The sequence below is a fragment of the Streptosporangium sp. NPDC048886 genome (assembly GCF_055586905.1).
Window position 1 is genome coordinate 114,458 of sequence record NZ_JBVJHH010000032.1, and the last position, 18,933, is coordinate 133,390.

General features: G+C 71.7%; 20 protein-coding genes and 1 tRNA gene. 10 read left to right on the forward strand and 11 right to left on the reverse strand.

Features of this window, described 5'->3' with window-relative positions; translation table 11 throughout:
* Positions 1 to 82 precede the first annotated feature (82 nt).
* Positions 83 to 568: a winged helix-turn-helix transcriptional regulator gene (locus ACZ6R6_RS33430; protein WP_470100148.1), complete on the forward strand. Its 486-nt coding sequence runs from the start codon at positions 83 to 85 to the stop codon at positions 566 to 568.
* A gap of 176 nt (positions 569 to 744) precedes the next feature.
* Here the strand turns inward: ACZ6R6_RS33430 and ACZ6R6_RS33435 are convergent, their stop codons facing one another.
* Both ACZ6R6_RS33435 and ACZ6R6_RS33440 read right to left on the reverse strand, forming a co-directional pair.
* Positions 745 to 1,008 carry a hypothetical protein gene (locus ACZ6R6_RS33435; protein ID WP_470100150.1) on the reverse strand — a complete coding sequence of 88 codons (264 nt, stop codon included), beginning with the start codon at positions 1,006 to 1,008 and terminating at the stop codon, positions 745 to 747.
* 471 nt (positions 1,009 to 1,479) lie between these two features.
* A tRNA-Pro gene (locus ACZ6R6_RS33440) sits at positions 1,480 to 1,556 on the reverse strand.
* A gap of 113 nt (positions 1,557 to 1,669) precedes the next feature.
* Here ACZ6R6_RS33440 and ACZ6R6_RS33445 point away from each other — a divergent pair.
* From ACZ6R6_RS33445 to ACZ6R6_RS33460, 4 genes are all read left to right on the forward strand, one after another.
* Positions 1,670 to 2,113, forward strand: coding sequence for a hypothetical protein (locus ACZ6R6_RS33445; RefSeq protein WP_470100152.1), 444 nt, complete (start codon positions 1,670 to 1,672; stop codon positions 2,111 to 2,113).
* Positions 2,114 to 2,447: 334 nt separating this feature from the next.
* Positions 2,448 to 3,086 (forward strand): hypothetical protein, encoded by a 639-nt coding sequence (locus ACZ6R6_RS33450; RefSeq protein WP_470100154.1) that lies wholly within the window; start codon positions 2,448 to 2,450, stop codon positions 3,084 to 3,086.
* Between the two features lie 7 nt (positions 3,087 to 3,093).
* Complete coding sequence (locus tag ACZ6R6_RS33455) at positions 3,094 to 3,765, forward strand: hypothetical protein (RefSeq protein ID WP_470100156.1); 672 nt, start codon at positions 3,094 to 3,096, stop codon at positions 3,763 to 3,765.
* 3 nt (positions 3,766 to 3,768) lie between these two features.
* Positions 3,769 to 3,960 carry a hypothetical protein gene (locus ACZ6R6_RS33460; RefSeq protein ID WP_306858056.1) on the forward strand — a complete coding sequence of 64 codons (192 nt, stop codon included), beginning with the start codon at positions 3,769 to 3,771 and terminating at the stop codon, positions 3,958 to 3,960.
* A gap of 221 nt (positions 3,961 to 4,181) precedes the next feature.
* On the opposite strand, the gene ACZ6R6_RS33465 is transcribed toward ACZ6R6_RS33460, so the two are convergent.
* The 3 genes from ACZ6R6_RS33465 to ACZ6R6_RS33475 form a co-directional block, all read right to left on the reverse strand.
* Positions 4,182 to 5,507 carry an NAD(P)/FAD-dependent oxidoreductase gene (locus tag ACZ6R6_RS33465; RefSeq protein WP_470100158.1) on the reverse strand — a complete coding sequence of 442 codons (1,326 nt, stop codon included), beginning with the start codon at positions 5,505 to 5,507 and terminating at the stop codon, positions 4,182 to 4,184.
* Positions 5,508 to 5,572: 65 nt separating this feature from the next.
* The gene (locus ACZ6R6_RS33470) at positions 5,573 to 6,028 is read right to left on the reverse strand and encodes an ATP-binding protein (RefSeq protein WP_470100160.1); all 456 of its coding nucleotides are present in this window, start codon (positions 6,026 to 6,028) and stop codon (positions 5,573 to 5,575) included.
* 119 nt (positions 6,029 to 6,147) lie between these two features.
* On the reverse strand, positions 6,148 to 6,924 hold the full coding sequence (locus ACZ6R6_RS33475; RefSeq protein WP_306858050.1) for a SigB/SigF/SigG family RNA polymerase sigma factor: 777 nt from the start codon (positions 6,922 to 6,924) through the stop codon (positions 6,148 to 6,150).
* A gap of 194 nt (positions 6,925 to 7,118) precedes the next feature.
* Here ACZ6R6_RS33475 and ACZ6R6_RS33480 point away from each other — a divergent pair, with 194 nt between their 5' ends.
* Positions 7,119 to 7,490, forward strand: coding sequence for an STAS domain-containing protein (locus ACZ6R6_RS33480; RefSeq protein WP_470100162.1), 372 nt, complete (start codon positions 7,119 to 7,121; stop codon positions 7,488 to 7,490).
* Between the two features lie 186 nt (positions 7,491 to 7,676).
* On the opposite strand, the gene ACZ6R6_RS33485 is transcribed toward ACZ6R6_RS33480, so the two are convergent.
* Complete coding sequence (locus tag ACZ6R6_RS33485; RefSeq protein ID WP_470100164.1) at positions 7,677 to 8,387, reverse strand: ANTAR domain-containing response regulator; 711 nt, start codon at positions 8,385 to 8,387, stop codon at positions 7,677 to 7,679.
* A gap of 132 nt (positions 8,388 to 8,519) precedes the next feature.
* Here ACZ6R6_RS33485 and ACZ6R6_RS33490 point away from each other — a divergent pair, with 132 nt between their 5' ends.
* Positions 8,520 to 10,379, forward strand: coding sequence for a SpoIIE family protein phosphatase (locus tag ACZ6R6_RS33490; RefSeq protein ID WP_470100166.1), 1,860 nt, complete (start codon positions 8,520 to 8,522; stop codon positions 10,377 to 10,379).
* 340 nt (positions 10,380 to 10,719) lie between these two features.
* Positions 10,720 to 11,871, forward strand: coding sequence for a glycosyltransferase (locus tag ACZ6R6_RS33495; RefSeq protein WP_470100168.1), 1,152 nt, complete (start codon positions 10,720 to 10,722; stop codon positions 11,869 to 11,871).
* A gap of 146 nt (positions 11,872 to 12,017) precedes the next feature.
* Here ACZ6R6_RS33495 and ACZ6R6_RS33500 read toward each other — a convergent pair whose 3' ends face one another.
* Positions 12,018 to 13,010, reverse strand: coding sequence for a hypothetical protein (locus ACZ6R6_RS33500; protein ID WP_470100170.1), 993 nt, complete (start codon positions 13,008 to 13,010; stop codon positions 12,018 to 12,020).
* 69 nt (positions 13,011 to 13,079) lie between these two features.
* Positions 13,080 to 14,147, reverse strand: coding sequence for a PucR family transcriptional regulator (locus ACZ6R6_RS33505; RefSeq protein WP_470100171.1), 1,068 nt, complete (start codon positions 14,145 to 14,147; stop codon positions 13,080 to 13,082).
* A 94-nt stretch (positions 14,148 to 14,241) separates the two neighbouring features.
* Between ACZ6R6_RS33505 and ACZ6R6_RS33510 the strand changes: the two genes are divergently transcribed.
* Positions 14,242 to 15,168, forward strand: a complete 927-nt coding sequence (locus ACZ6R6_RS33510; RefSeq protein ID WP_470100173.1) for a proline dehydrogenase family protein — start codon at positions 14,242 to 14,244, stop codon at positions 15,166 to 15,168.
* Positions 15,168 to 16,793, forward strand: a complete 1,626-nt coding sequence (gene pruA / locus ACZ6R6_RS33515) for an L-glutamate gamma-semialdehyde dehydrogenase (protein WP_470100175.1) — start codon at positions 15,168 to 15,170, stop codon at positions 16,791 to 16,793. The genes ACZ6R6_RS33510 and pruA overlap by 1 nt, the downstream gene beginning before the upstream one ends.
* A 134-nt stretch (positions 16,794 to 16,927) precedes the next feature.
* Here the strand turns inward: pruA and ACZ6R6_RS33520 are convergent, their stop codons facing one another.
* The 3 genes from ACZ6R6_RS33520 to ACZ6R6_RS33530 all read right to left on the reverse strand — a co-directional run.
* Positions 16,928 to 17,281: a hypothetical protein gene (locus tag ACZ6R6_RS33520; RefSeq protein WP_470100177.1), complete on the reverse strand. Its 354-nt coding sequence runs from the start codon at positions 17,279 to 17,281 to the stop codon at positions 16,928 to 16,930.
* Positions 17,278 to 18,360 carry a hypothetical protein gene (locus ACZ6R6_RS33525; protein ID WP_470100179.1) on the reverse strand — a complete coding sequence of 361 codons (1,083 nt, stop codon included), beginning with the start codon at positions 18,358 to 18,360 and terminating at the stop codon, positions 17,278 to 17,280. The genes ACZ6R6_RS33520 and ACZ6R6_RS33525 overlap by 4 nt, the downstream gene beginning before the upstream one ends.
* A 230-nt stretch (positions 18,361 to 18,590) precedes the next feature.
* Positions 18,591 to 18,933, reverse strand: a 343-nt coding sequence (locus ACZ6R6_RS33530; RefSeq protein ID WP_470100181.1) for a transposase, incomplete at its 5' end; no start/stop codon positions are given.

The following is an 18,933-nucleotide window of genomic DNA, read 5'->3' on the forward strand; positions in this document are numbered from 1 at the left end:
CCGACCTCCAATTGGTAGCAAAATGCAACTGATTGAAGGTAGGACATAATAGTTTCAAATCGCAACTCTTTGGAGGTGGCGCATGACCGGCGAGCAACCCGTCCCGACCCCTTCGGGCGGTCAGTGGACCGACCCCACCTGCCCGGTGGCCCGCACGGTCGACCTGATCGGCGACCGGTGGACCCTGCTGATCGTCCGCGACGCGATGGACGGCGCGCGTGCGTTCACCGACTTCCAGGAACGCCTCGGCGTGGCACGCAACATCCTCAGCGTCCGCCTGCGCCGCCTCGTCGAGCACGGCATTCTGGCCCGCCGGACGGCCCCCTCGGGCAGACGGCAGGAGTATGTCCTGACCGAGGCCGGACGGAATCTGTTCGCCACGGTCGTCGCCCTGCGCCAGTGGGGCGAACGCCACCTGTTCGCCCCCCACGAGCCGCACTCGGTGCTCGTCGACGGGCACGGGGCGATCGTGCCCGAACTCCAGCCCCGCGACGCCGCCGGCACCGCGCTCACCGTCGAGTCGACCGGAGTCCGCAAGCCCGACACGGCGGCGTCCCCCCGAACGTGACCCCGGCCGCCAGGCGGCAAACGGTTGATCTGCCGTTCGGGAGCTTGACGACGGAGCCCGGACCGCCGGCGTGCGGTCCGGGCTCCATTACGACGCAGATCCAGCCGGGTGGCGTTCCGTCGTCCACCCTGACCAGGGCGGTGGGGGCGCCTTGCGGCCGACGAGGTCCGCGCCGTTCAGCGGTTGGTCCACAGGTGCCAGAGCCAATCGCCTTCGGAACAGGTGTAGTGATCCCAGTGGCCTCGGTCGATCCCGCCCTGACCGGCCGTCACGCAGTTGGAGTGGCTGGTGTACCAGTCACGGTAGACGTCATCGCCGGCAGGCATCCGGCTGGTCGCGGCGACGGTCGCGGCCTGGACGGGCGCCGAGAGGGCCGGCGCGGCGAGCAGTGCGGCCGCGGCGAGCGCCGCGGCTCCGGCCTTCAGTGCTGTTCTGATCATGGGGTGTCCTTCTCTGGGGGAGCAACTGCCATGGTCACACCAAGTGATTAAATCATTACCCTGAGTGCCCGTGGAAGCCCTCACCCGTCATTCGACGGCTCCCCGCCCGGGTGATCAGACCCCCGGAACGCTCGGCCCCATGGTGCGCGTCCGGTTGGCTGGTGCGCGTCCGGTTGGCGCCGGAGGGTGTGCCGGCGACCCAGCCGGCGGCCACGCTCCGGCCGGCCCACCCCTGACGCCGGCTGGTCCAGCCCACTCGGGCGGACAGGGCATCCCGGGCACGGGACGGCGGTCCGGAAGGGTGCGCGGGCTCACCCGCCCCGCGGGGCGGGACGGTGGACACAGATCATGCGGCCAGACCCGGTCAGGTGCTGCACTTCGCCGAGAACCCGGAGATCACCCGGCCCGTGCCCCACAATGCAGAAAGGGTGTCCCCCGTATGGGTGACACCCTTGCCGACCAGTGAGAACCTGGTCGGGACGACAGGATTTGAACCTGCGACCCCTTGACCCCCAGTCAAGTGCGCTACCAAGCTGCGCTACGTCCCGGTTGTCCTGCGCCCTCTCGGGCGGGACGTCATAACCTTAGCGCAGATCGGCTGGACGTGCGCACGCCAAGGCGTCCAGCGGGCGGATGTGATCATGCGAGAGACGGGGTGCAGGTGGGGCGCAGAGCGCTGATCGACCAGGACGAGCTGCGACGGCTCGTCCGGCAGGGGCTGTCCAACGCGGAGCTGGCCGCGCGGTTCGGGGTGAGCGAATCGGGAATCCTGCAGGCCAAGAGGGCCGCGGGGCTCTCCAAGCCGATGCTCGACCACTCCCGGGCGATCCCGTGGAAGCTGGACCGCTCACACAGCCAGTCGGGCCCGGCCACGAACCTGCGCAACCTGTCGTCCGTGGCCCAGGGACGCGCCATCCCCCCGGAGAAGCTCAACACCGCGCTGCGCTGGGCCGACCGGCTGGTGGCCGAGGGCCTGGACGTCGCCTACCAGCCGGACCGAGGGTTCCACGAGGTCCCGGCCGTTCCCGGGCGGTCGCTCGTCGAGACGGTCCTGGCCGCGGCCCGCAGGGCGCTGGAGCCCGCGGAGGACCAGGACCCGGCCTGAACCTGCGCGGTTCGAACCCACCCGACCTGAACCGCGCGGCCTGGACCCGCGCGATCTGAACCCGCACGGGCCGAACCGTGCGGCCTGGACCCGTACGGGCCGAACCCGCACAGGCCGAACCGTGCGGGCCGAACCCGCGCGGGCGCGCGCATCACCGCGACCGCCGGGCCGCTGGACGGAAGGACCGCGCCGGAGCCGCCGGCCGTCCGACAAAGCTCGATGAAACACCGGTTCAGAAATTTTTTGACGGCGGGCGCCGACATGGGCGGCCGGTTTCGAGGCCTGTCTCCAGGGCAGCGCACGGGGACAACCGCTTACACGACCGGAGGCAGCCATGTCCACCGTGATCTGGGTGGCCGTCATCGTGGTCGCGGTGGTGGCGATCATCGCAGTCGGTTACGCCGTACTGCAGCAGCGACGCCGGCACCGACTCCGCGATCGATTCGGCCCCGAGTACGAACGCACCCTGCGGGAGCGCGACACACGGCACGAGGCCGAGCAGGAGCTCATCGCCCGTGAGCAGCGTGTCAACTCCCTCGACATCCGACCGCTCGACTCCGGGACACGTGACGCCTACGCCAAGAAGTGGATGGAGGTCCAGGAGCGGTTCGTGGACGCTCCGGGTTTCGCGGTGACCGAAGCCGATCACCTGGTGACCTCCGTGATGGCGGAGCGGGGCTATCCGACCGATGACTTCGAGCAGCGCCTGTCCGATCTTTCGGTGGCGCACGGCCGCACTCTCGGCCACTACCGGCAGGCTCACGAGATCAGCAGCCGCGCCGCCCACAAGGAGGCCTCCACCGAGGAGCTCCGGCAGGCCATGGTCCACTACCGCGTCCTGTTCGAGGAGCTGCTCTCGGCCCCCGAGGGCACGGCCAACGGCGGCCCCTCCGCGCGGCACACCGGTCCGCGCGAGGGAGAGACGACCAACGACGACGGGCGGACCGGCCGCCACGACCCCCGAGGACGGTGATCCGACAATGAACGACCGGCATGAAGACCGCCTGGTCCACAAGCACGATGACGACGATCTGAGCGTCCCGCCCCAGCGCGCCGACGGGATGCCCGCCACCCAGGAACCGCGTCACAGCTCTCAGGAGCCGCGTCACGGCGGGGTGCTCCCGGATCGCCGCGACGGCCTGGACGACGGCCGCCGCGGCGACCTGGACGACGACGACACGCCGACGGTGATCGCGGGCAGGCCCGCGGACCTCCCGGCGCCCGGACAGGCGGCGGCCCACGCCGGCCGGCCCGCTCCGGCGGACACCGGGCACACCGGGCACACCGCCGACGCCGCACACACCCCGGACGCCGCACACACCGCTGACGCCGCACACACCGCTGACGCCGCACACAGCGCCGACGCCGCCGGCGGCCCCCTCTTCGATCACGACTCCGAACAGGTACGGCGGCGCTGGCAGGAGGTCCAGGCCGGTTTCGTCGACGACCCGCGCGACTCGGTGGAACGCGCCGACTCCCTCGTCGGGGAGGTCACGACCTCGCTGCGGACCGCGCTGGAGGCCCGGACCGCCGAGCTCCAGGGCCGCTGGAAGAACAACGACCACAACGACACCGAGCAGCTCCGTACCGCCCTGCGCGACTACCGGGCGACGCTGGAGCAGCTCCTGACCCTGACCAGCGGGACGAGGTGACCCATGCTCGCAATCGCTGCCGCGGTCGTGTTCGGCCTCGGCCTTCTCCTTGATCTGATCAACACCAGGATCGGCGGCATCAGCGGCACGACCTTCCTGCTCCTCGGCCTGCTCCTGCTCGCGCTGCACCAGGCCGGAGTCGGTACGGCGGGCGTGCGGAGCGGGAATGGAGGCAGCTGGCGCCGCAGGCGCTGAGGGCCCGTCCCAGGGCCCGCGGCCCGAGCCGATCGCCCCGGCGGAGCGGACGGGGACGCGGCCGGGACGGGAACGCGCGGAGGGGGCGCCGTCCACACGGACGGCGCCCCCTCCGGCCGGAGCGGCCCGGACGGGCCCTTGAGAGAGACCCCGGCCGGCCCCTTAAGGACCGGCCCCTTAAGGAGAGGCCCCCTCCGGGCCCTCCGAGAGGCCGGGACGGGTCAGCGGGACGCCGGGACGCCGGTCTCGGTCCGGGCGGCGAGCTCGAACTCCTGGCGGGGATGGGTTATCGCGCCGAGCGAGACGGTCTCCCTGCGGAAGAACAGCCCCAGGGTCCAGTCGGTCATCACCCGGACCTTCTTGTTCACGGTGGGGACCCGCGACAGGTGGTAGGTCCGGTGCATGAACCAGGCGGGCAGGCCGCGGAGCTTTCGGCCGTAGATCTGGGCGACCCCCTGGTGCAGTCCCAGGGTGGCCACCGATCCGGCGTAGGCGTGCCGGTAGGGCCTGCGCTCCCTGCCCCGGAGCGTGGCCACCACGTTGTCGGCCAGCCGGCGGGCCTGCCGTACGGCGTTCTGGGCGTTGGGCGCGCACATCTCCCCCGGTTCGGTGAGGTCGGGTACGGCGGCGCAGTCCCCCGCGGTGAAGACGTCGGGGAAGCCCTCGACGACCAGTTCCGCGGTCGCCCTCACCCGGCTCTTGCCGTCCAGCGGGAGCCCGCTGGAGTGGACGAGGGGGTTCGGCTTGACCCCGGCGGTCCACACCAGGGTGTCGGTGTCGAACTCGGTGCCGTCGTCGAGCACGATGTGCCCTTCCTCGGCGGAGCTCAGCCGGGTGTTGATGCGCACGTCGATCCCCCGCCCGCGGAGCTGCTCCAGCGTCCAGCGGCCCATCTCGGGGCCGACCTCGGGAAGGATGCGGTCGGTGGCCTCCACCAGGAACCAGCGCATGTCGCCGGGGTCCACCGTCGGGTAGTAGCGGCAGACGTCGCGGGCCATGTCCTCCAGCTCGGCCAGCGCCTCGACGCCGGCGAAGCCCGCGCCGACGAAGACGAAGGTCAGCGCCCTGGACCGGACGACACTGTCGGTGGTGGACTCGGCCAGGTCGAGCTGGGCGAGCACGTGGTCGCGGAGGTGGATGGCCTCCTCGACGCTCTTGAAGCCGATGCCGCACTCGGCCAGGCCCGGGATGGGCAGGGTCCGGGAGATGGAGCCCGGCGCGAAGACCAGGATGTCGTAGGACAGGGTGCGGCCGGGGCCCTCGTACGGGCGCAGGTCGGCGGTGCGGGCGACGGGGTCGATGCCGACCACCCAGCCGTTGAGGATCTCGCACTTGTTCAGGACCCGGCGCAGGGACACGACGACGTGCCTGGCCTCGACGTTGCCCGCCGCCGCCTCCGGGAGGAACGGCTGGTAGGTCATGTATGAGTCGATGTTGACGACGGTGATGCGGGCCTCGCCGCGCCGGAGTTTGCGCTGGAGCCGCAGGGCGACATACATGCCGACATAGCCGCCACCAACGATCAATATGCGGACAGGTGCTGTCATAAACCGGCTTGTACCCAAAAAAGCAGATTCGGACCGATAAGGGTCTTATGTCGGGAAAAGCCGGTTCAGACTTTGAAAGACATGGTGATGAACGTCCCGGCCGCCCCGGTCTCGAACTTGATGTCGGAACTGATCATCCGGGCCACCCAGAGCCCCATGCCGCTGGTGGCATAGGGCGCGGGCGGCGTCTCGCCCGGGGGCCCGTCAGGGGACCACCGCCCCTCGTCGTGGATCTCCACGACGAGGGTGCGGCCGACGGTCCACATCCGCAGCACGGCCTTGGCCGTGGCATGGCCGTGGGTGACGGCGTTGGTGGCGACCTCGTTGACCGCCACGAGGAAGTCGGCCAGGCTCTCCTGCGACATCCCGCTCCGCACGGCCTGGACGGTGGCGAAGTCGCGCACGTCGGGCAGGTCGGGGAGGCAGAAGGCGATCTCCGCCACGGCGGCTCCGGCGGGGACGGGCCGGGAACGGTCGCCGCTCGTCAGGAAGCGAGCCGGACGAACACCGTCCTCGTTCACGCGAGATCCGCCTCCCCTGTCCCACCGCGCCATCTTCCCCGGCGCCTGGGGATCATTCAAACGCACCCTATGCCACTCCTGCCGTCGCCGACTGGGGTGCCCGGTGAGGGGCCGTGTATTCAGCATTCGGCGACGAGTTCCTCGCGGAGCTGGTCCAGGACCTTCCGCAGGATACGGGAGACGTGCATCTGGGAGATCCCGAACTCGGCTGCGATCTCCGCCTGGGTCATGTTGCCGAAGAACCGCAGCAGGAGGATGTTCTTCTCGCGCGTCGGCAGCTTGTCGATCAGCGGCTTGACCGCCTCGCGGTCCACCAGGACGCCCAGCGCGTCGTCCTCGTCGGGGATGACGTCGCCCAGCGCGGCCGCGTCGTCGTCGGCGCCGAGCGGCGCGTCGAGCGAGAGGGCGCTGTAGGCGGCCGAGGCGTCGAGGGTGAGCAGGACGTCCTCCTCGGAGATGTTCATCTTCGCGGCGAGCTCGGCGATCGTCGGCGACCGGCCCAGGTCCTGGCTGAGATCGGCGACCAGCCGGTTCAGCTCGGCCCTGCGCTCCTGGTAGACGCGGGGCACCCGGATGGCCCAGGTGCGGTCACGGAAGTGACGCTTGACCTCACCGGTCATGGTGACCACGGCGTAGCCGCGGAAGGCGTGGCCGAGGGTGGGGTCGAATCCGTTGATGGCCTTCATCAGCCCGACGTACGCGGCCTGGAGGAGGTCCTCCAGCGGCTCGCCCCGGTAGCGGTAGCGGCGGGCGATCTCCATGGCGAGTGGCCGGTGCATCTCGACGATCCGCTCGCGCAGGCGCTCGGCGCGGTATTCGGAGACCTCGGGCAGAACCATCTCGGCGAGGAGTTCCTCGGCGGTCATGTCGGTGAGTTCGAGGGCCTGAACAGACATTGCTGCTCCTTGTATGACTGTCGGGGACGACACCAACAGCTCGGAACAGCATCCGGGCAGACGGCATCGCCTCGACCACGTTTCGAGGCGAGGCCCTCTGCTGGACCTCGGTTCTAGTATTACCCCGATTCCGGGAGTATTGCTCGCTCCCAGGTAACAGTAAGGTTGCTAATCAAATGGCGAGGAGGACCTGAGTGACGGTGTCGGAGAACGGCGAGAGAGCGGCGGCCCTGACTCTGACGTCGGCGCTGGTCGGTGGGGTCAATGTGATCCGGGTGACGGGCCTGCTGGATGCGACGACCAGGGACCAGTTCGCCGACTACCTGGCGGGCGAGGTGGCCGAGCACGGCCCGGACATGGCGCTGGACCTGGGCGGGGTGACGTTCATGGACTCCCGCGCGCTCGGGCTCATCGTCCATCACTGGCAGCTCAGCACCAACTCCGGAGGGAAGTTCGCCCTCATCGGCGTGGAATACGCCAAGACCAAGGTGATGTGGATCACCGGCCTGGCCCAGCGCCTGCCCCTCTACGACACGGTCGAGGACGCGCTCGCCGCATTCGGTTAGCCCGCTCCCCACCCGCTCCCCCGCCGTCCGGCCCGGGTGCCCACGGCGGCCGGGGCTCCCTCCCGGCGGCCACGGCGCCGCCGCGACACGCCGACCTCCCGGACAGATCCCGCCCCGGGCATCCCGCCCTGGGCGCCGCCTCCCGGGCACCTCGCTCAGGGCGCCGCCCCCTCGGGCGCGGCCCTCTCAGCCGCCTCTCCCGCCCCGGTTCCGCTGGTGCTCGTCGACCAGCAGCCGGGCCAGATCGGCTACCTTCACCTGGTGGTGCTGGGAGATCCTGCGCAGTTCGTCGAAGGCGGCCTCGGCCGAGCAGCCGCTGGACTTCATGATGATGCCCTTGGCCTGGTCGATGATCGCCCGGCCGGCCAGCGCCTCCTGCATCTGGGCGGCGTCGGTCCTGACCTCGTCGTAGTCCCACATGTTGGCCAGCGCCACGCCTACCTGCTCGGCGAGCATGTCGGCCAGCGGGGGGACGCTCCGGGCCGCGAAGACTCCGGGACGCACGCCGTACAGGCCGAGGACCAGGACGGCGCGCTCGACGGTGATCGGCAGGGCCAGGACCGAGCGGATCCCGCAGCGGACCGCCATGCCGGCGTAGTCCGGCCAGCGCGACTCGCGCAGCACGTCCTGGACGATCACGTGACGGCCGGTGGCGCGGGCCTCGGCGGAGGGCCCCTGTCCCAGCTCGCCCTCGCTGTCGACGAGCACGATGAGCTCGCTGTGCGAAGCCGAGACGACCAGGCGCTCGGCACGCCACAGCTCGGCCGAACCGCCCGCGCAGCCGGGCACGTCGCCGGCGAGGGTGGTGGTGAGCCCGCGCAGCACGCTCTCGCTCGAAGTCTCCTCGCTGACCCTGCCGAGTGCGGCGAGGTCCCGGGCGAGAACGGGAGTGACCATCTCCATGTCACGGAACCCCTTCCTGATTTCGCTAACTTAATCACTATCTGACCGCGCATCGATCCGACCCACGGGGTGGCGTACCGTCTACGACGGGGCCAGTCCCATCCCGGCCGCTGACGAGGACGAACATTGACCGACGCCATTGGCCTTCAGGCCTTGGAGCAGGCGCTGAGCGCGCTGACGACCAGGGTCTCCTCCCTGCGCGAGACCAGGTCCGCCTACCCAGCCGATCCCCGGTCCACACTTGACGCCGCGCTGGCGGAGCTCGACACCGCCCGCGAGCTGCTGGAGACGTCCCTGCGCGAGCTGCGCAAGGCGCCCAAGCGGTCCGGTGAGCGGGAGAGCGGGTCGCAGCGGGAGCTCAAGCTGCTGCGGCAGGTGTTCCGCACCTTCCCCGTCCCCGTGGTGGTGCTGGACGCCTCGGGGGTGGTCCGGCGCATCAGCGCGGAGACCTCCCAGATGCTGGGCAGCCCGGCCGGCTATCTGATCGGGCGCTCCTTCCCGCTGTTCGTCGACGTCTCCCGGCGCGCGGCGTTCCGCTCGCACCTGACGGCGGTGCAGCAGGGAGGGCAGACCGCGACGTTCCAGACGCGGCTGGCCCACCAGGGCCGCGCGCACACGGTGCAGCTCGCCCTCACCCGGCTGACGATGCCGGGTGAGCCGCAGGAGATGACCGCCGTCGTGATCCTCCCGCTGGAGGCTCAGGTGGCCGGCGCCCCCCGGGGGCCGGTCGACCGGTCGGACGCCTCCCTGGTCATGGCCGCCGCCCGCCGCCAGGAGCTGCTGTCGGCGATGACCCGCCTGCTGCTCGACGAGGAGAGCCTGCGCCAGCCGGTGACCGTCACCCGGGCCGCACGGCTGCTGGCGGCCGAGAGCGCCGACTGGGTGATCGCCGACGTGGTCCGCGACGGCGTGCCCCGGCGGGCCTGCGTGCTGGGCCCGGGCGACAAGCCGGTGACCGACTTGATCCGGCTGATCGAGGGGATGACCCCGCTGACCGCGCCGGCCGTCGCCCACGTGCTGACCGGCGGCTCGGGCGTGGTCCACGAGATGCTGGAGGACGAGACGCTGCTCGGCGAGGTGCCCGGCGGGCCGCCGCTGCTGCGGGTCATGGGCGCCGCCTCGGCGCTGATCGTGCCGATCCAGGGTGACGGCGGCGCGCTGGGCGCCCTCACCCTCCTACGGCTGCGCGACCGCGAGCCGTTCTCCCTGGCCGACCTGGGCCTGATGGAGGAGATCGGCGTCCACCTCGGACTCGCCCTACGTGCCCGGCGCAGCTTCCAGACTCGGTCCCAGGCCGCCGACGCGCTGCGCACCAGCGTGGTGCCGCGGAGCCTGCCGGACATCCCCGGATTCGAGGCGGCGGCGATCTATCACGCGGGCTCCAGCCTGGTCGGGGCCGAGTTCTACGACGTCTTCCCGGTACAGGACGGGTGGGGGTTCGCCCTGGGCGGCGCGGCGGGCAAGGGCGAGGAGGCCGCGTCGGTCAGCGCCATGGTCCGCAACGGGCTGCGCGTCCTCAGCGTCTGGGAGTCCGATCCGGGCGAGGCGCTGCGCAAGCTGAACCACGCGCTGACGGTGCAGCACAGCGGCATGTTCGTGATGGCGGTGGCGGGGTTCATCCGGGCGCGCAGGGTCAGGCTGGCCAGCGCGGGGCACCACCCCGCCGCGATCCTGCAGTCCGACGGCTCGGTGCGGTTCACCGCCGGCGGCGGCGTGCCGCTCGGCATCGCCGCCGAGGCCGAGATGTTCAGCGAGGAGCTCACGCTGTCCTCGGGCCAGACGCTGGTCTTCTACTCCGACGGGCTGGTCGCCTCGCAGAACGAGCAGGGCGAGCCGTACGGCGAGAACCGCCTGGCCGACGTGCTCGCGCGCTGCGTGGCGCAGTCCCCGGCCACGGTGGTCAAGGCTGTGGAGGAGGACCGGCACGCCTTCTCCGGCGGACGCGTGTGGGACGAGATCGTGATCCTCGCCCTGCGCGCCGTGTGACTCGCCCGCCCCACGCGCCTCGCGGCACGGTGTTCCCGGTAAGGCGCGGCGCTCCCGGTAAGGCGCGGCGCTCCCGGTAAGGCGCGGCGCTCCCGGTAAGGCGCGGTGCTCCCGGTGACTCGCGGCGCCCAGGACATCCGCGCCGACCTGGGCAGATGACCGGCAGGGGCGGGCGCGGCCGGCGCCCGCCCCGGGAAACCGCGGCCGAGCGGGAAAAATTGAGGTTTGCCGGCGGCGGGAATCCGGGTATGTTCTCTCTCATACAGACGTGTGCCTAAGACGCAGGCACCCCTGAAGGAATCACAGGCTTTCCATGCCTATCTCCTCCCAGAGGTGTGCCGTGAACATTGCATTCGTCTCCTCCGACGCGCTGTCCTCCTCCCAGAGCCAGTCCGACATCGCCGCGCAGCGTGCCCACCTCCTCGCCGTCGCCCGCGAGCTGGGCCGGGAGCACAAAGTCACGATCTACACGCGTCGGCACTCCGATGCCGACAAGCCGCGGGTGCGGGTGTCGCAGGGTGTCACGCTGGAGAACCTGCCCGCCGGGCCGGCCGAGGACCTCCCTGAGGACAGCGTCCTGCCCTACCTGCCCGACCTGGGCGACCAGCTCATGCGCCGCTGGGGGCAGGACCGCCCGGACGTCATCCACGCCCACTCCTGGACCGGCGGCCTGGCCGCCATCGCGGGAGCCGACGGTCTCGGCGTCCCGTTCACCCAGAGCTTCAGCAGCGAGCACACCCACGATGCCAAGAAGGTCCGGGTGCAGCGCGCGATCGGCCGCCGGGCCAGCGCGGTGATCGCCGGATGCGGGGACGAGGAGTCCACGCTGATCCGGCTGGGCGTGCCGCGCCGCAACATCTCGGTGATCCCCTGCGGCGTCGACGTCGAGCGGTTCCGGCGCCAGGGCCCGGCCGCGGCCCGCGGCACCCGGCCCCGCCTGCTCCACGTCGGGCCGCTGACCAAGGAAAAAGGCGTCTACACCGCCATCCGCGCGCTGGAGGGCATCCCCGACGCCGAACTGCTCATCGCCGGTGGGCCGGAGGCCGCGGCGCTGCCGCACGACGCCGACGCGCACCGCGTCATGCTGCTGGCCAAGGAGGTCGGCGTGGAGGACCGGGTCACCCTGCTCGGGCAGGTCCCGCACACCTCGGTGCCCAAGCTGATGCGCAGCGCCGACGTGGTCGTCTCGCTGCCGCAGGAGACCTCGACCGGCGTCGTCGCGCTGGAGGCCATGGCGTGCGGCGTGCCCGTCATCGCCTCGGCGGTGGGCGCCCACCTCGACTCCGTCGTGGACGGGGTGACGGGCCTGCTGGTGCCGGCGGACCGTCCGGCGCGGACCTCGCGCCTCATCCGCGAGCTGCTCGCCGACCCCACCCGGCGCACCGCGCTCGGCTTCGCCGGCGCCGACCGCGCCCGCTCCCGCTACTCCTGGGAGCGGATCAGCCAGGAGCTCGTCCAGGTCTACGAGAACGCGCTCGCCGCGCGGCACTGACCGGCCACACCTGCTGGGGTCCCCGCGCGGGGCCCCAGTTTCCATGTCCGGCTTCCATGCCCGGCCCCGGGCGGGAGATCCGGCTGGCCCCCTGCCCCCTACCGTCCTCGTGCCGCGCGGCGGCGCGGCGGAGTGGCTCCGCTCCCCTACCCCTCGTCCTGTCCCTGCTCGGCCTGTCCCGGCTTGTCTTGTCCCGGCGCGGTACGGCGGTGCAGCAGGACGCCGAGGCCGGCGGCGGTCAGCAGGACGGCCCCGGCCAGGACGAGGATCACGGCGCCGCCGACGGCCCCGCCGGTCCAGTGCCAGACGGCCTCGGGGACCGCCAGCGTCAGCCCGGTCACACCCGCGACGATCAGCACCCAGGCGCGTTCCCTGCCGTACAGAGCCAGGCAGGCCAGTGCGATCAGCGCGGTCACCGAGTAGCCCCAGGTCTGCTCGTCCCACAGCAACGGCCACTGCCCTCCGGCCAGCGCGATGACCGCGCCCATGCCCAGGGCGAGCGGGCGCGGGACCAGCCGCCCGGCGAGGGCGAGGGCCAGGACGAGCGCGCCCAGCGCGACGTAACCGGCCCCCCACGCGGCGCTTTCGGGCCGGGCGAACGCCTCCAGCAGGCCGGTGACGGCGACCAGGGCGAGGGCCCCGCAGGCCAGCAGGCCGACCGCGGTGGGCAGCGCCACGTAGGCGGCGGCCGCGACGGCCAGCCCCACCGCGCCACCGGCCAGCACCTCGTCGTGCTCGGCGACGACCCCCGCGCAGAGCGCGGCCGTCGCCGAGCCCAGCGCGGCGAGCGTGGCGGCGACCCTGCGCTGCACGGCGGCCGTCCGGCCGGTCGCCGTCCAGGCCATCCGGCCCAGCCAGGCGGCGGCCGCCAGCAGCAGGGCGGTGATGACCGCGAGCACCGCGATCCTCGCCGGCTGGGACATCCGCTCCCAGCCCAGGCCGACGAAGGTGGCCGCCCCGGCGAGGACGAGCCCGCCGCCGACGTAGGAGACGATCTCGCTCCACCGCACGCCACCGGCCGGCCGGTCGCGCAGGGCCTCGTGCACGGCCCGGGCGACCGGCTCCACCTGCTCGGCACGGAGCTCGCCGGAGTCCACCAGCCTCGACAGCGCCTGCCGTACCGGATCAGCGTCGCTCATAGGCGCATGCTCGCACAGACGGGAGCCGGGGAACACACCGGTCACCGGCGGCCCGAGGGCGGCGCATCGCTAGAGCAGGCGGGCCGCCTTGAGGCTGAGATGGACCAGCAGCCGGTCCTCGCCGTCGGCCAGGTCACGGCCGATGAGCCGCTCGGCCTTGCCCAGCCGGTAGTAGAGCGTCTGGCGGTGCACGCCGAGCGCCGCCGCGGCCCCCTGGACGTGGCCCGCCCGGTCGAGGTAACCCTCCACGCTCCTGGCCAGCTCCGGATCCACGGCCAGCCCGGCGGTCTCCCCCGCCAGCTCGCGCAGCTCGGCCTGGGACAGGCGGGCCAGCGTCCGGTAGACGCCGAGGTCGGACCAGGCCGCGACGGGGGCGAGGGCGGGCACCCGGTCGGCCACCCTGAGCGCCTGCACGGCCTCCCGCCAGCTCCGCCAGGCCTGCGCGGGCTCGGCCCGGGCGTCCCCGACCCCGGCGGCCGTGCCGTACATGGACTGGACCCGGCCGGCCAGCTGCCAGGCCTGGCCCGCCGGGGCGAGCAGCGCGACCAGCGACTCCCCCTGGACGGGCAGGCCGGGGTCGGAGAGCACACCGCGCGGGAGGGTCCAGAGCGCGGCCACCCGCTCCAGCGAGGTGCGGACGGCGATGGCGGTCACCGGGCCGCGCACGTCGAGCTGGGACAGCGCCCAGGAGCGCTCGTCGGCGTCGGGGGAGAACAGCTCCCGCAGGTTCCGGCCCAGGTCCTGGCGGCGGCGGGCCTCCTGGGCGAGCGCCGCGGCGACCCGGGCGACCAGGCCCGACACCGAGGCGAGCGCGTCACCGTCGAGGGTGCCGTCGTCCAGCAGCCACAGGTAGCCGTAGGTGACCTCGTGGTGGCGCAGCGGCACGCACACGCGGGCCAGGACGCCCAGCTCGGCGTCGGCGGGGATGCGGACCGGGCCGCGCGCGGCGGCGATGCCGTATCCCTCGAAGTAGGACCGCACCTCCTCCGTCGCGCGGCGGCGCAGGATCGACTCCTGGCGCACCACGTCGATGTCGCCGCTCTGCGCGGCATAGGCCAGGAGCTGGAACGAGCGGTCCTCAAGCGTGGCGGAAGCCCCGAGCCTGGCGGCGATCTCGTCGACTGTCTCCTGCAACACCCTCCCATTGTTGTGCATCTGTATGAACAGCGGTTCCAGCGCTCGTGGCAGATGCACATGAGCCCTATCTGAACAGGGGTTTTAGTCTGAAAGCATGCTCGGTTCCCTTCTTCTCGCCGGTTCGCGGGTGCCGCTCGTCCGGCGCGCGGTGTCCGGCGTCCCGCTGACCCGCAAGGTCGTCGACCGCTTCGTCGCGGGCGAGACCACCCAGGACGCGGTCGAGGCCATCCGCCGGCTGACCGGCGCCGGTCTCGCCGTCACCGTCGACCACCTGGGCGAGGAGACCCGGGACGCCGGAGCCGCCGCCCAGACGGCGGACGCCTACGTCGTGCTGCTCGACGCGCTGCGCGGGCTGGGGCTCGGCGACCGCGCCGAGGTCTCGGTGAAGCTCTCGGCGGTCGGCCAGGCGCTCGGCGGGGACGGCGACAAGATCGCTCTGGAGAACGCCCGCCGCATCTGCGAGGCCGCCCACGCCTCGGGGGCGAACGTGACCTTCGACATGGAGGACCACACCACGGTCGACTCCACGCTGGGCATCCTGCGGGCGGTGCGCGAGGACTACCCCTCCGCCGGCGTCGCCCTCCAGGCATACCTGTTCCGCACCGAGGCGGACTGCCGCGACCTGTCCCACGAGGGCTCGCGGGTCCGCCTGGTCAAGGGCGCCTACGCCGAACCCGCCACGGTGGCCCACCAGAACAAGGTCGAGGTCGACAAGGCCTACGTCCGCTGTCTGCGGATCCTCATGGCGGGGAAGGGTTACCCCATGGTGGGGACGCACGACGACCGGCTCATCTCGATCACCGAGACCCTCGCCGACCGTTTCGGCCGATCCCTGGGCGAGTACGAATACCAGATGCTCTACGGGATCCGCACCGACAAGCAGCAGGCCCTGGCCGGCGCCGGCCACACCATGCGCGTGTACATCCCCTACGGCGACGACTGGTACGGCTACTTCATGCGCCGCCTCGCCGAGCGCCCGGCCAACATCGCCTTCTTTCTTCGTGCCCTTGGAGGCAAGTGATGGATGCCATCTCCAACGTTCCCACCCCCGCCAACGAGCCGGTGCTCGGCTACGGGCCGGGCAGCGCCGAGCGTGCGGCGCTCGAGAACCGCGTCAAGGAACTGGCCGGCGCCCAGCTCGACCTGACCATGACGATCGGCGGCGAGCAGCGAATGGCCGGCGGCGCCTCCATCGACGTGGTCCAGCCGCACAACCACGCCTCCGTGCTCGGCCGTACGGCTGACGCCACCGCCGACGACGTGCGCGCCGCGATCGACGCCGCGCGCAGGGCCGCGCCCGCCTGGCGCGCCCTGTCGTTCGACGAGCGCGCCGCGATCTTCCTCAAGGCCGCCGACCTGCTGGCCGGGCCGTACCGGCAGACGCTGAACGGCGCCACGGTCCTGGGCCAGTCGAAGTCGGCGCAGCAGGCCGAGATCGACTCCGCCTGTGAGCTGATCGACTTCCTGCGTTTCAACGTGGCCTACGCGCGCCAGCTCTACAGCGACCAGCCGGTGTCGTCCCCGGGCGTGTGGAACCGGATGGAGTACCGCCCGCTGGAGGGCTTCGTCCTGGCGATCACGCCGTTCAACTTCACCGCCATCGCCGGCAACCTGCCGTCGGCGCCGGCCCTGATGGGCAACGTCGTCGTCTGGAAGCCCTCCCCCACCCAGCAGTTCGCCGCGCACTTCACCATGCGCCTGCTGGAGGAGGCCGGGCTCCCGCCGGGCGTCATCAACATGGTGACCGGCAACGGCGCCGCCGTCTCCGAGGTCGCCACGGCCCACCCGGAACTGGCCGGCATCCACTTCACCGGCTCCACCGCGACCTTCCAGCACCTGTGGTCCACGGTGGGCGCCAACATCGCCTCCTACCGGTCCTACCCGCGCCTGGTCGGCGAGACCGGCGGCAAGGACTTCGTGCTGGCCCACCCCTCGGCCGACCCGGCGGTGCTGACCACCGCGCTGGTCCGCGGCGCGTTCGAATACCAGGGGCAGAAGTGCTCGGCGGCCTCCCGCGCCTACGTCCCGCGCTCGGTCTGGTCGCTGATCCGTGACGACCTCGTCGGCGTCTCCGAGTCGCTGACCGTCGGCGACGTGGCCGCCGACATGTCGACCTTCATGGGCGCGGTCATCGACGGGCGGGCCTTCGCCAAGCACAAGGCCGCGATCGACCGGGCCCGCGGGCTCGACTCGATCAACGTGCTGACCGGCTCCTACGACGACTCCACCGGCTACTTCGTGAAGCCGACCATCCTGGAGTCGGCCGACCCGACCGACGAGATCTTCACCAAGGAGTACTTCGGGCCGATCCTCGGCGTGCACGTCTACGACGACGCCGACTTCGACGCGGTGCTCGACCAGATGGAGAGCGTCTCCCCGTACGCGCTGACCGGTTCGGTCATCGCCCAGGACCGCTACGCGATCGCCTCGGCGTCGGAGCGGCTGCGCTTCGCGGCGGGCAACTTCTACGTCAACGACAAACCCACCGGCGCTGTCGTCGGCCAGCAGCCCTTCGGCGGCGCCCGTGCCTCGGGCACCAACGACAAGGCCGGCTCGATCTTCAACCTGATCCGCTGGGTCAACGCCCGCACGATCAAGGAGACGTTCGTCCCGCCGGTCGACCACCGCTACCCGCACATGGGCTGACCTCCCGCGGCCCGGCCGTCAGCGGCCGGCCTGAGGAAGCTCGGCTGTTCGAACGGCACCGCCGAACAGCCCACGGTAGACGACGCCCGGATCTCGAATTTCGAGACCCGGGCGTCACCCGTTCACATCACCGGTCACAGCCACGGCATCGACCCCACCCACACCGCGCCGCCGTCGACGTCGAGCCGGTACCAGCCGGGCCCGTACGCCGCGCGCAGCAGCACCGGTTCCGTACACGGGTCCTCCCCCGGTCCCAGCAGCAGCCCCAGCTTCCGCGCGATCGTTCGATTCTTTTCGACCCACGCGTGGCAGGCGTCGTCCAGGTCCAGCCCGTTGCACGGGCAGTTCGTGATCGTCCGAGGATCGCCGCCCATCCCCCGCGGGTCCCGGTGGTGCTGCTGGGTCGCCGGCCGCCGACCGCACGCCTCGCAGATCCCCATCGAGCGGGAGCGGATCGCCGCCCGCACCGCCGCCGGGAACCCGGTCACCCCGGTTCCTCGATCGCGGCCAGGACCGCGTCGGCGATGGCCACCGCGTGCGCGTCCGGCTCACCGGTCCTCATCGGGCGTTCTTCCTCCAGCCGCGGCCGCGCGTCCAGCCGCAGTCCAGGCACTGCGAGCCGCCCAGCCACCAGAAGTGGCCCAGACTCAGCGCGCACCAGATGGCCCGCCACGGCCGGACGGGGATCGGCTGCTTGGCGACCGGTTCCCACAGCGTCGCCTCCACGGGCGTCAGCGTCGGCGAGGCCGGAAGGGAGACCACCGGGATCGGTGCGGTGATCCGCGGGATCACATCGGTTATGGCGTCGGGGCCCACGGGCCAGGAGTAGCTGGTCATGGCCCAGAACGTAGCGAGCCGCGCCCCGTGGCGCGGGGCGCGGCTCGCATTCCTGGACCTTGACCGTCTGCGCTTCCACTCGGGTCAAACGCCGATCTGCGCGCGATGTCGCAAGCTGTACGGCAAAGCCGCCTTTACCTTGTAGATCCCTAAGTGAGGTTTTCGCCGATGAGTCGGTCGACCGTGGCAGGTAGACCTCGCAGCCGTCGTCGGGCAGCGGCACGTCCGGCGCCGGGAACGGGTGGCCGCACCCCATCGTGAACTGCGGCGGCGCGGCGGCCCGGGCCGTCTGCGCCGCTCCGTCCCACACCAGCGCGCCGAGCTTCTCCAGCAGCATCAGGCCCTCGGCGATGTCGGCGACCGGCAGCCCTTCGTCGTCGGCGAGCTGCTGCAGCGACACCGGAACCGGCGGCCCGTCGAAGGTCAGCAGGTACGGCAGCGCCGCGAGGATCTTCGCCGGGTCCGGATCCACGGGATACCGCTCACGGCGTTCCTGCCATGCTTGCCACGGCTCCTGCGACGTGATCGTCACGTAGTCGTGCCGGATGAGCGCGCGAACGGCCTCCAGCTGCGACTCACACCGGTGGTAGGGCACACCTCGGGCGATCTCACTCCACACATGGACGTGCCCCTCGGGCAACCCGGCCAGGTAGGCGAGCATCTGCAGCGGCTCCATCATCAACCGCCGGTCGGCCAGCCAGTCGGCGGGCATCGGCCCTTCACCGGTCACCGACGCCTCCCCCGCCTCGGCGCCGACGGGCAGGCCACCACCGGCAAGCACGACAGAGCCGCTGAGAGCATGGGCGGAGGGAGACGGAGCCGCCCGCGAACGAGCGGACCCACCTCGTGGTTCGTGCGGGCATGCAGCCCTGGAACGCCTGTGTGGCCGGGACCCGTACGGGTGCAGTGATGCACAGCACCACGACCTCCTCGACTAGGGCCTGTACGGAATTCCGATCTTCAGATGGGTTGAAAGTCTCGGAGCCACAAGATGGCTCCGCGTAGATGAAGGCCCGCGAGGTAGCTTTCGGGGGTCTTGGCGAAGCGGAAGGCCAGCCCGCGCCACTCCTTGATGCGATTGATGCAGCGCTCAGCCGTGTTGCGCCGCTTATACAGCTCTGGATCATGACTGACCGGGCGGCCACCATGGGAACCGCGGTTCTTACGGTTGGCCGCCTGGTCGCTCTTCTCCGGGATGACGGCCCTGGTATGGCGCCTGCGCAGATAGAGGCGGTTGCCGCGGGAGGAGTAAGCCTTGTCGGCGGCCACCGCGGCCGGGCGGGTACGCGGGCGGCCGACGGGC

Coding starts and splice junctions, on each gene's coding strand:
- ACZ6R6_RS33475 (WP_306858050.1), bottom strand. CDS start 6,924: ATGTCTGTTCAGGCCCTCGAACTCACCGACATGACCGCCGAGGAACTC.
- ACZ6R6_RS33465 (WP_470100158.1), bottom strand. CDS start 5,507: ATGACAGCACCTGTCCGCATATTGATCGTTGGTGGCGGCTATGTCGGC.
- ACZ6R6_RS33435 (WP_470100150.1), bottom strand. CDS start 1,008: ATGATCAGAACAGCACTGAAGGCCGGAGCCGCGGCGCTCGCCGCGGCC.
- pruA (WP_470100175.1), top strand. CDS start 15,168: ATGGATGCCATCTCCAACGTTCCCACCCCCGCCAACGAGCCGGTGCTC.
- ACZ6R6_RS33460 (WP_306858056.1), top strand. CDS start 3,769: ATGCTCGCAATCGCTGCCGCGGTCGTGTTCGGCCTCGGCCTTCTCCTT.
- ACZ6R6_RS33450 (WP_470100154.1), top strand. CDS start 2,448: ATGTCCACCGTGATCTGGGTGGCCGTCATCGTGGTCGCGGTGGTGGCG.
- ACZ6R6_RS33500 (WP_470100170.1), bottom strand. CDS start 13,010: ATGAGCGACGCTGATCCGGTACGGCAGGCGCTGTCGAGGCTGGTGGAC.
- ACZ6R6_RS33430 (WP_470100148.1), top strand. CDS start 83: ATGACCGGCGAGCAACCCGTCCCGACCCCTTCGGGCGGTCAGTGGACC.
- ACZ6R6_RS33510 (WP_470100173.1), top strand. CDS start 14,242: ATGCTCGGTTCCCTTCTTCTCGCCGGTTCGCGGGTGCCGCTCGTCCGG.
- ACZ6R6_RS33485 (WP_470100164.1), bottom strand. CDS start 8,387: ATGGTCACTCCCGTTCTCGCCCGGGACCTCGCCGCACTCGGCAGGGTC.
- ACZ6R6_RS33455 (WP_470100156.1), top strand. CDS start 3,094: ATGAACGACCGGCATGAAGACCGCCTGGTCCACAAGCACGATGACGAC.